This is a genomic window from Bhargavaea beijingensis (assembly GCF_900101985.1).
Lineage (GTDB): Bacteria > Bacillota > Bacilli > Bacillales_A > Planococcaceae > Bhargavaea > Bhargavaea beijingensis.
The window spans coordinates 1-9,398 of the sequence record NZ_FNAR01000037.1 but is presented as its reverse complement, the minus strand read 5'-3'; the positions used below and the strand labels follow the sequence as shown (position 1 = coordinate 9,398).

At 55.9% G+C, this 9,398-nt stretch carries 7 protein-coding genes and 8 tRNA genes; 13 read left to right on the top strand and 2 right to left on the bottom strand.

All coding sequences use genetic code 11. The annotated features are described in order from the left end of the window. Positions 1-167: 167 nt before the first annotated feature. The 8 genes from BLT01_RS14860 to BLT01_RS14825 all read left to right on the top strand — a co-directional run bounded on the left by BLT01_RS14860 (position 168) and on the right by BLT01_RS14825 (position 838). Positions 168-242, top strand: a tRNA-Met gene (locus tag BLT01_RS14860). 2 nt (positions 243-244) lie between these two features. Continuing rightward, a tRNA-Asp gene (locus BLT01_RS14855) sits at positions 245-320 on the top strand. A 27-nt stretch (positions 321-347) separates the two neighbouring features. Next, positions 348-423: transfer RNA gene (locus tag BLT01_RS14850), tRNA-Phe, on the top strand. 3 nt (positions 424-426) lie between these two features. Continuing rightward, positions 427-500 (top strand) — tRNA-Gly (locus BLT01_RS14845). A gap of 8 nt (positions 501-508) precedes the next feature. Beyond that, positions 509-585: transfer RNA gene (locus BLT01_RS14840), tRNA-Ile, on the top strand. A gap of 5 nt (positions 586-590) precedes the next feature. After that, positions 591-665, top strand: a tRNA-Asn gene (locus tag BLT01_RS14835). Between the two features lie 4 nt (positions 666-669). Next, positions 670-760, top strand: a tRNA-Ser gene (locus BLT01_RS14830). Positions 761-766: 6 nt separating this feature from the next. Further along, a tRNA-Glu gene (locus BLT01_RS14825) sits at positions 767-838 on the top strand. Between the two features lie 60 nt (positions 839-898). On the opposite strand, the gene BLT01_RS14820 is transcribed toward BLT01_RS14825, so the two are convergent. After that, the gene (locus tag BLT01_RS14820; RefSeq protein WP_092099102.1) at positions 899-1,654 is read right to left on the bottom strand and encodes a TraR/DksA C4-type zinc finger protein; all 756 of its coding nucleotides are present in this window, start codon (positions 1,652-1,654) and stop codon (positions 899-901) included. A gap of 164 nt (positions 1,655-1,818) precedes the next feature. Further along, a complete protein-coding gene (locus BLT01_RS14815) occupies positions 1,819-2,733 on the bottom strand; it encodes a 1,4-dihydroxy-2-naphthoate polyprenyltransferase (protein WP_092099100.1) in 915 nt (304 codons plus the stop codon). A gap of 162 nt (positions 2,734-2,895) precedes the next feature. On the opposite strand from BLT01_RS14815, the gene BLT01_RS14810 reads away from it, so the two are divergent. Genes BLT01_RS14810 through BLT01_RS14790 form a run of 5 tightly spaced genes read left to right on the top strand, consistent with a single transcriptional unit; the run spans position 2,896 to position 9,132 of the window. Then, a complete protein-coding gene (locus BLT01_RS14810) occupies positions 2,896-4,281 on the top strand; it encodes an isochorismate synthase (protein WP_092099097.1) in 1,386 nt (461 codons plus the stop codon). After that, positions 4,274-5,992, top strand: a complete 1,719-nt coding sequence (gene menD, locus BLT01_RS14805; RefSeq protein ID WP_092099094.1) for a 2-succinyl-5-enolpyruvyl-6-hydroxy-3-cyclohexene-1-carboxylic-acid synthase — start codon at positions 4,274-4,276, stop codon at positions 5,990-5,992. Before BLT01_RS14810 ends, menD begins: the two co-directional genes overlap by 8 nt. Next, positions 5,989-6,798, top strand: coding sequence for a 2-succinyl-6-hydroxy-2,4-cyclohexadiene-1-carboxylate synthase (menH, locus tag BLT01_RS14800; protein WP_092099105.1), 810 nt, complete (start codon positions 5,989-5,991; stop codon positions 6,796-6,798). Before menD ends, menH begins: the two co-directional genes overlap by 4 nt. A gap of 16 nt (positions 6,799-6,814) precedes the next feature. Beyond that, positions 6,815-7,633, top strand: a complete 819-nt coding sequence (gene menB, locus BLT01_RS14795; protein WP_092099092.1) for a 1,4-dihydroxy-2-naphthoyl-CoA synthase — start codon at positions 6,815-6,817, stop codon at positions 7,631-7,633. 59 nt (positions 7,634-7,692) lie between these two features. After that, entirely contained in the window at positions 7,693-9,132 is a 1,440-nt protein-coding gene (locus BLT01_RS14790) for an o-succinylbenzoate--CoA ligase (protein WP_092099090.1), read from the top strand. Positions 9,133-9,398 lie beyond the last annotated feature (266 nt).

Below are 9,398 nucleotides of genomic sequence, written 5' to 3'. Positions count from 1 at the left end.
CCGCGCGGGGGTTCGAATCCCTCTTCCTCCGCCATCTTTTGTGCCTCTTCAGTCAAGGGCAGCTCTGAACCGGTGAAGCAAACAAGTTACACTGGCAGCAACGCAGTTGCGTAAGGTGTCAACGCATCAAGCGCGCAGAAATACCAGTGAGCAATCTATATGATTATCGCGGAGTGGAGCAGTGGCAGCTCGTCGGGCTCATAACCCGAAGGTCGCAGGTTCGAATCCTGCCTCCGCAACCAATGGTCCCGTGGTGTAGCGGTTAACATGCCTGCCTGTCACGCAGGAGATCGCGGGTTCGATTCCCGTCGGGACCGCCATTTTTACATAATGATTTTTGAAGTTTAGGCTTGGTAGCTCAGTCGGTAGAGCAAAGGACTGAAAATCCTTGTGTCGGCGGTTCGATTCCGTCCCAAGCCACCATTCGCGGATGTAGTTTAGTGGTAAAACCTCAGCTTCCCAAGCTGAAGTCGAGGGTTCGATTCCCTTCATCCGCTCCAGCGAGACCGGGCCTATAGCTCAGCCGGTTAGAGCGCACGCCTGATAAGCGTGAGGTCGGTGGTTCGAGTCCACTTAGGCCCACCATGTATTCCGCAGTAGCTCAGTGGTAGAGCAATCGGCTGTTAACCGATCGGTCGTAAGTTCGAGTCTTACCTGCGGAGCCATTATGGAGAAGTACTCAAGAGGCCGAAGAGGCGCCCCTGCTAAGGGCGTAGGTCGGGTAACCGGCGCGAGGGTTCAAATCCCTCCTTCTCCGCCACTTATTGGCCCCTTGGTCAAGCGGTTAAGACACCGCCCTTTCACGGCGGTAACACGGGTTCGAATCCCGTAGGGGTCATCATAAAAAGAGCAGTCATCCTACACAGGATGACTGCTCTTTTTTGAAGTTGCTGAGATCTCATTCCTTGTCCAGGCGTTCGCCGGTATAGCTGTCGATCACTTTGTCCGGAATCTCGCCAAGAGGGGATTCAAGATCGGCATTCTCGAGGTGTTCCTCGTATTCATCCATGGTATCCGACCTCATGAAGCCTTTTACCGTACCGGTTTCATCCGTGCTTGCGAACTCCTCGTAGGTTTCTGTCGTGCCCTGCTCCATCGGATCGGCATAGAGGTCATTGTAATTATCATGATCACCGCTCATATCGGACGGGGTTTCGGATGTGCCGTACCGTGCGGCTTCCTGGAAGCTGTCCTGGTAGTCTTCAATATCGCCTTCCTTGCCGACCTCAAAGGAGTCAGGCTGGACAGGTTCAGCCACATCTTGCAACACATCTTCTTCGACAGGCCGGTCGTCCGGAATCTCGGTGTCCGCATGTTCGATACAGCGATTCGTATAGGGGATGGCTTCCAGGCGTTCAAACGGAATCTCTTTTCCGCACACCTCGCAGATGCCATAATTGCCTTCACGAAGTGCTGTCAGGGCCTGCTCCACCTTGCCGAGTTCATCCTCCGCATGATTCTCAAGGGCCTGGTCCCGTTCGCGGTCGAACAGTTCTGTGCCCATATCCGCGGGATGATTGTCCGCAAAAGAAAGTTCTCCGGAATCATCCCGCATGCTGTCGTCGCGTTCTCGTTCTTCGTCCGTCTTGCGGTACTGTTGCTGCATCTCCATCAGCTCACGCTTGAGGATCGTTTTTTGCTGTTCTGTCAACATGGCTGTCACTTCCTTATTGTATTAAATGATGGATGGTCTGTTTTTCATGAGTTCATGAATCCTGCCATTGTCCCTCATCTTTTCCTTTTTGCGTTGAACGATAAACCTTGCTCCTGACAACAAAAACCGCCTGCGTCCGAAGCAGGCGGTTTTTGTTGCGTCATTCAGTTTGTCCAGTATCCGAGAAGGAGCCCGATGCACAGGAGGAAACCGAAGAACGTATTGGTCTGGGCGGTTGCTTTCATGGCGGGCATGACCTTCAGCGGAACGTTTTCTTTCCTGAAGATCCGGATGGCGCCGATCGGCTTTCCGGAGCTCAGGAAGACGAGGAGTGCCCAAGGCGTCAGGCTGCCTGTCAGCACCATTGCGAGTATCCATAGGTAAGATGCTGCAAAAAACAGAAGAAGGATCGTAATCGCATTTTTTCTTCCTGCCAGGATGGCCAGTGTTTTGCGGCCGCCTTTTCTGTCCCCTTCCAAGTCGCGGATATTGTTGGACATCATGATTGCGCCCACAAGGATCATACTCGGAACCGAGAGGGCGATTGCCCATCCGCTGACATGCCCAGTTTGTACAAAGTAGGAGATGAGAACGATTGCCATCCCCATTGTGACGCCGGAGAATAGTTCCCCGAGCGGTGTGTAAGCGATCGGAAGCGGTCCGCCTGTATACAAGTAGCCGATGGCCATGGCGACCCCTCCGACTGCGAGAAGCCACCAGGAGGTGTTTGCGGCAATATAAAGGCCCATCAGTGCGGCAGCACCGTAAAGGGCCAATGCGAGGCCCAGGACAGATGAAGGGCGCACGCCGTTCCGGACAATGGTTCCCCCGATGCCGACGGATTGTTCGTTGTCGAGCCCGCGCTTGAAATCGTAGTATTCATTAAACATGTTGGTTGCCGCCTGAAGAAAGAGAGTGGCAAGCATCATGAGGATGAAGATTGTGAAGTTGGGTCGGGTCTCGGCGAGCGAGATGATGGTGCCGAGAAGCACCGGCACAAAGGAAGCAGTTAGCGTATGGGGACGGGTCAGCTGCCACCAGATGCGCCAGCCTTCGTCCGCTTTGAGTGTTTGCTGCATATGGTTCTCTCCCTAAATTTCTTTCCGTTCATCATTATAACGGAGAATTTGGTGAAAGGACAGGGGAGGCGCATGGAATCGCGCGGATGTTGGCGAATCGTGCATTGTGGTAAAATAAATGAGCAAGGAAAGACTGTAGCGAAAAAGTTGGAGGGGTCTTGGATGAAACGGAAAACGACTCCGGATTTAATAGCGGGTTCAAGCCGCATGATGGACGGGCTCCGGTTCTACACGGAGACGGTCGAATCGGACAGGCTGTCCACGCAGGCGTTTTTTGAAGCTGGCGAGGCCGAATTTGCCGGCCATCGCTTTTATTGGGAAAACCGGGAAAAGACCCGGAAGATCGCTGGTATCGGCCATGCAGCACGACTCACAAGCACGGACGGCGATGCCCGGTTCGAAGATATCCGGACACAGTGGCAGCGGCTCAGCTCAGTGATCGTGAAAGAGGAAGGGGACCAGTCGCCCGTGCTGTTCGGCGGCTTCTCGTTTGATCCGGAAAACCGGCGCAAATCAGAGTGGGAACGCTTTCCGGCGGCACTTTTCGTCGTTCCCCAAATCCAGCTGGTCGAAAAAGACGGAAGAACCTTCGTGTCGATTAACCTGATATCCGAAGATACTGCCGCAGCGGCTGATTTTGATCGGCTGCGGGTCATCCGGGACAGGCTCATACACGAAGCCCAAGTCAAGGAGAGGGGGACTGCCGTTAAACCGGATGTGCTTCGCATTCGGGAATACGCGAAAGCGGATTACCTTCGTGCTGTGGAAGGGGTGCGGGACGGAATCCGCGAAGGGGGACCTGAAAAGGTGGTCATTGCACGCTCCGTGGGGCTTGAATTCAAAACACGGGTCCGCCATTCGGAGGTGCTTGAACATCTTGCCGCCGAGCAACAGGAAAGCTATTTGTTCGGTCTGGAAAATGGAGGGGACTTCTTTTTCGGGGCGACGCCGGAGCGTCTCGTGAAGATGGAAGATGGCAGGAGCCTGACTGCCTGTGTGGCCGGGTCCATCCGCCGCGGAAAGACAGCGGAAGAAGACCGGATGCTCGGTGAGGGGCTCCTGAAAGATCCAAAAAACCGCGAAGAGCATCAGTTTGTCGTCGAGATGATCGGCGATGTGTTCCGCAGCTTCTGCAGTGATATCCACATCCCGGCGGGGCCGCGGCTGCTGAAAGTACGGGATATCCAGCATCTGTTCACTCCTGTGGAAGGAAAACCGAATGCCGGGACGGATCTGCTGGATCTTGTGCAAGCACTTCATCCGACACCGGCCCTCGGAGGGACCCCCCGCAATGAGGCACTTCGCATGATCCGTGAAAATGAAAAGATGGATAGAGGCTTCTACGGGGCTCCGATCGGCTGGATGGACACCGACGGGGACGGGGAGTTTGCCGTGGCGATCCGTTCAGGTCTCCTGAAAGGCGACAGGGCGCATCTCTATGCCGGAGGAGGAATTGTCGGCGGCTCGGTGCCGGAAGAGGAGTATGAAGAGACTTGGGTGAAGTTCCGGCCGATGATGCGGGCACTTGGAGGTGTCCTGCATGGATGAGCGGAAAGTACTGACCTCTTATGTGCTGAGAATCCGTGAATCGCTAATCCGGGCGGGTGTCCGGCATGTGGTTGTGAGTCCCGGGTCCCGTTCGACGCCGCTTGCTTATGCATTTGCAGACTCGGACAGTGTCGGAGTCCATCTCCAGACAGACGAGCGCTCTGCGGCATTTTATGGACTCGGCATGGCCAAGGCGTCCGGCGAGCCGATCGCTGTTCTGTGCACCTCCGGAACAGCTGCATCCAATTATATGCCGGCTATTACCGAAGCGAAGTATGCCCGGGTGCCGCTGATCGTTCTGACAGCAGACCGGCCTCATGAGTTGCGCGAAGTCGGTGCGCCGCAGGCAATCGATCAGCCGGGGATGTTCGGAAGGATGGTCAAACACAGCGCCGATTTTCCTGTACCCGAGAAGCGGCCGGATTTGCTGGAGTATATCGGCCGCCATGTACAGCGAGCTGTCTCGATTGCGACTGATGCGCCGGCTGGTCCGGTACATCTGAATATCCCTTTCAGAGAACCGCTTCTGATCGATTTCGGGACGGACGACCCCGGACTTTCATTCCGAAGCGTGCGCAGGGGGATGATGATTCCGGAGCCCGGCATGGTCCGGTGGTTCACAGAAACGACTTCCGCTGCCAAACGGGGACTCATCATTGCCGGCGAGTTGCCTGCAGACCTTGATAAAGATGCGTTCTGGAAATTTGCGCTTTCCCTCGGCTGGCCGGTGTTGGCCGATCCGCTTTCGGGACTCCGGAGCGGTGTTTCCGATGAAGTGGAAGCCCTATGCATCGATCAGTATGATGCCATCCTGAAGAACGAGAGGTTCAAGCAGGAGATGGCACCGGACACCGTCATCCGTTTTGGCCCGCAGCCTGTATCCAAGCCTCTGGCGCAGTTCCTGAACGGACACAGGCCGCACACTTATATTGTCGTGGATGAAAGCCCTGCGTTCCGAGATCCTTACCACCTGGCGACCGATCACTTCCAGTGTGCGCCGGAAATGCTGATGGGAATCCGGGCAGGGAATGATCCATCCGATTATGCCATGCTCTGGTCGGAAGCAAATCGTATTGCGACAGAGGAGACCAGGCGTGCCGTCAGCGCGGGAACTGACGAAGGGGCGATGGCCGGCACCCTGTTTGCCGACATGCCGGACGGCAGTGACCTGTTCGCAAGTTCCAGCATGCCGATTCGGGACGTCGATACCTTCTTTATGAATACAGTCCGAGATATCGGTATTTTTGCCAATCGCGGCGTGAATGGTATTGACGGCGTCGTGTCTACGGCTTTTGGCGTTCAGGCGTCAAGAAAGCGACCGGCTTATCTGCTGATCGGGGATCTGGCGATGCTTCACGATATGAACGGACTGATCTCCAGCAGATTTGACGAAACGGACCTGACCATTCTCATCATGAACAATGATGGCGGCGGAATATTCTCATATCTGCCGCAGGCTGGGGAAGGACGCTATTTCGAGAATCTGTTCGGCACGCCGACCGGGCTTAAATTCAGGAGCCTGGCCGAGATGTATGGCTGCCAATATGATGCGGTTGAATCAGCCGATGGTCTCCGGGAGGCTCTTCATCAGCCGAAACAGACCCATGTGAGGATAATCGAAGCGTTCAGCGACCGCCATGTGAATTTGGGCGAGCACCGCAAGCTGTGGCAGGCTGTCGGCGAAAGGCTGGATGCCGAATGGAACCGATGACGGCCATGATCCGCGGTATCCGGGTCGGCTTCCGGGAAGCAGGCAACCCTGACGGGGAGCCGCTTGTCCTTTTGCATGGCTTCACGGGAAGTGCTGCGTCCTGGGCTGAATTTGCCGATGAGCTCAGCGCATTCCGGCTGATCATGCCAGACCTAACCGGCCACGGGGAAACGGAAGCCCCTGAGGCTCCTGAGCGTTATGCGATGGAGGAACAGGTCGCGGACCTGGATGCGCTTTTTACCCGGCTGGGGCTGGATCGATTTAGCCTTCTCGGCTACTCGATGGGCGGGCGGATCGCGATCGGTTACACGGCAGCCCATCCCGAAAAGGTCGGTCGGCTGATTCTTGAAAGCACGTCCCCGGGGCTCCGGACAGAAAAAGAACGGCGGTCACGACGGGAATCGGACGGGAAACTTGCCGCTTTCATCGAACGGGAAGGAATCCGTGCCTTTACCGACCACTGGGAGAACATTCCGCTTTTTGCCTCGCAGAAACGGCTGCCTGAAGCGGTTCGGAATCGTATCCGGAATGACCGACTGGGCAATGATCCTTCCGGCCTTGCTGGAAGTCTAAGGGGCATCGGCACGGGAGGCCAGCCCTCTTATTGGGAGTGCCTGGAGCAATATGGCATGCCGGTGACACTGATTACCGGAACGCTGGACGAAAAGTATGTGAACATTGCTGAAGAGATGGCACGGGGCCTGCCTGATGTTCATCATGTCACCGTTGCGGATGCCGGGCATACGGTCCACGTGGAAAATCCGGCACGCTTTGCTACAATAGTAAGGAAAGCTTTAAAGCCATAGACAGGGGAGGAACCACATGACACGCCAATGGGAAACGATCCGTACATACGACGAGATCAAATACGAGAAATACAACGGCATTGCGAAAGTGACGATCAACCGTCCGCACGTCCGCAACGCCTTCACACCGAAAACCGTAGAGGAAATGATCGATGCATTCTCACGCGCACGCGATGATGACAGCATCGGTGTCATCGTCCTGACAGGCGAAGGTGACATGGCCTTCTGCTCCGGCGGAGACCAGAAAGTCCGCGGACATGGCGGCTATGTAGGCGAGGACCAGATTCCGCGCCTGAACGTGCTGGATCTTCAGCGCCTGATCCGGGTCATTCCAAAACCGGTCGTCGCCATGGTGGCGGGTTACGCCATCGGCGGAGGACACGTCCTGCACGTGGTCTGCGACCTGACCATTGCCGCAGACAATGCCATCTTCGGCCAGACCGGCCCGAAAGTCGGCTCGTTTGATGCGGGATATGGCTCCGGCTACCTGGCCCGCATCGTCGGACACAAGAAAGCCCGCGAAATCTGGTACCTGTGCCGCCAGTACAATGCTCAGGAAGCACTGGACATGGGCCTGGTCAACACAGTCGTTCCGCTTGAACAGCTTGAAGATGAAACGGTTCAATGGTGTGAGGAAATGCTCGAGAAGAGCCCGACTGCACTCCGCTTCCTGAAAGCTGCGATGAACGCCGATACAGACGGCCTGGCTGGCCTTCAGCAGATGGCGGGCGACGCGACACTCCTTTACTACACAACTGAGGAAGCGAAGGAAGGCCGCGATGCATTCAAGGAAAAGCGCAAGCCGGACTTTGGACAGTTCCCTCGTTTCCCTTGATTGTTCAATTCAACAGAGCCGCCTCTTATGGCGGCTTTTTCTGATGGGAAGGTGATAGTATGATGACACCGAACTGGATTTTGCAGCGGGCGGGTCTTACACCGGATAGGGTCGCCATCAGTTGGGGCGATCAACGATGGACATTCCGGGAAGTGGCGGATCGGGCGATGGATATCGCGAGAAAGATGAGGGGGAACGGCCTGAAGGAAGGGGACCGTGTGGCGCTTCTTGCGGCGGGGGGACCGGATACCGTCTTCCTGATTCATGGCGGGTTGCTTGCCGGCTTTGAATTGGTGTTGCTGAACAGCCGTCTGACAAGGGCCGAGCTGGCCTACCAGATCCAGGACTCGGAAGCTAAAGCGGTATTCACAGATGATGCCCTGCTGGACCTCGCGCCGGACAGTATGGCTGTAAGCCGGCTTCTATCCGGGGAGGAAGAGGATTTTCAACCGGCCGAGCTCTGGGAGGAAGACCGCACGCTGACGATCATGTATACTTCTGGAACCACAGGCTTTCCCAAGGGAGTCAGGCAAACTGCAGGCAACCATTTGTCGAGCGCCATTGCATCTGCACTCAACATGGGACTGCAGGACGGCGATGTCTGGCTATGTGCCATGCCGCTGTTTCATATCAGCGGATTTTCGATTTTAAGCCGTTCACTGATCTACGGCATGACTGTCCGCCTGCAGACGAAGTTTGATGCGGAAGCGTCTGCCGAAGAGATTGCGGATGGTGGTGTTACCAGGATGTCCGCCGTTGCTGCCCAGCTTGTGCGGGTGCTGGATATTCTGGAATCACGAAACCAGCGGGCTTCAGACAGCTTTCAGCAGATCCTGGCCGGTGGCGGCCCCGTTCCCTCTCCATATATCCGCCGGGCAGAAGCCCTAGGCATTCAGATCCTACAAACGTATGGGATGACCGAGACGTCATCGCAGACGGCCACACTGTCGGCGGAGGACGCCCTCAGAAAATCCGGATCGTCAGGCAAACCGCTTTTCTTTAATCGCATCAGGATCGACGGAGCAGAAAAGCCTGGCGATGAGGGGGAAATCCTGATCAGCGGTCCCCATGTGACGCCCGGTTATATCGGCCGCTTTAGCGACAGTCCCGCCCAAGTGGACGGCTGGCTCCATACGGGTGACATCGGCAGGCTTGATGATGAAGGATTCCTTTATGTGCTTGATCGCCGTTCGGACCTCATCATCTCCGGGGGAGAGAATATCTATCCTGCGGAAATTGAGCAAGTGCTGGCGGGCCATCCTTCTGTTGCGGAAGTGGGTGTGGCAGGAGTGGAGGATAAGCGTTGGGGACAGGTTCCTGCTGCCTTTGTTGTCGCACGGGATGCAGTCCCTTCAGAAGATCTGGAAGTCTTCTGCAGGGAGCGGCTGGCCCCGTACAAGGTCCCGAAGCACTATCAGTTCGTCAGCGAACTTCCCAGGAACGCGTCGAACAAACTGCTCCGCCGTGAACTGAAGACTATGCTTGAACAGCAGGAATAACAAAAGCCATCCGGGTTTTCCGGATGGCTCAGACTGTAGACAAAGTGAGTATATTACTCCGTTGTCTGCAGTTTTTTTCTTTTCCATAAAATCCTCCGGATTTCCGCTGCGGGCCCTCGCTTACCGCGGGCGTTGCCTTAGCCTCCTCGAGCTTCGCTCTGCGGGGTCTTCGGCTAACGCTTTTCCCGCAGGTGTCTCGGGCCCTCCGCTTCAATCCGCCATATGGCTTATTGAGGCAAACCGTACCTGTTTATATAATCGAATGA

Excerpts from the sequence above, each read along its gene's own strand:
- BLT01_RS14820 (WP_092099102.1), bottom strand. The coding sequence starts at position 1,654 with ATGTTGACAGAACAGCAAAAAACGATCCTCAAGCGTGAGCTGATGGAG.
- BLT01_RS14815 (WP_092099100.1), bottom strand. The coding sequence starts at position 2,733 with ATGCAGCAAACACTCAAAGCGGACGAAGGCTGGCGCATCTGGTGGCAG.
- BLT01_RS14810 (WP_092099097.1), top strand. The coding sequence starts at position 2,896 with ATGAAACGGAAAACGACTCCGGATTTAATAGCGGGTTCAAGCCGCATG.
- menD (WP_092099094.1), top strand. The coding sequence starts at position 4,274 with ATGGATGAGCGGAAAGTACTGACCTCTTATGTGCTGAGAATCCGTGAA.
- menH (WP_092099105.1), top strand. The coding sequence starts at position 5,989 with ATGACGGCCATGATCCGCGGTATCCGGGTCGGCTTCCGGGAAGCAGGC.
- menB (WP_092099092.1), top strand. The coding sequence starts at position 6,815 with ATGACACGCCAATGGGAAACGATCCGTACATACGACGAGATCAAATAC.
- BLT01_RS14790 (WP_092099090.1), top strand. The coding sequence starts at position 7,693 with ATGATGACACCGAACTGGATTTTGCAGCGGGCGGGTCTTACACCGGAT.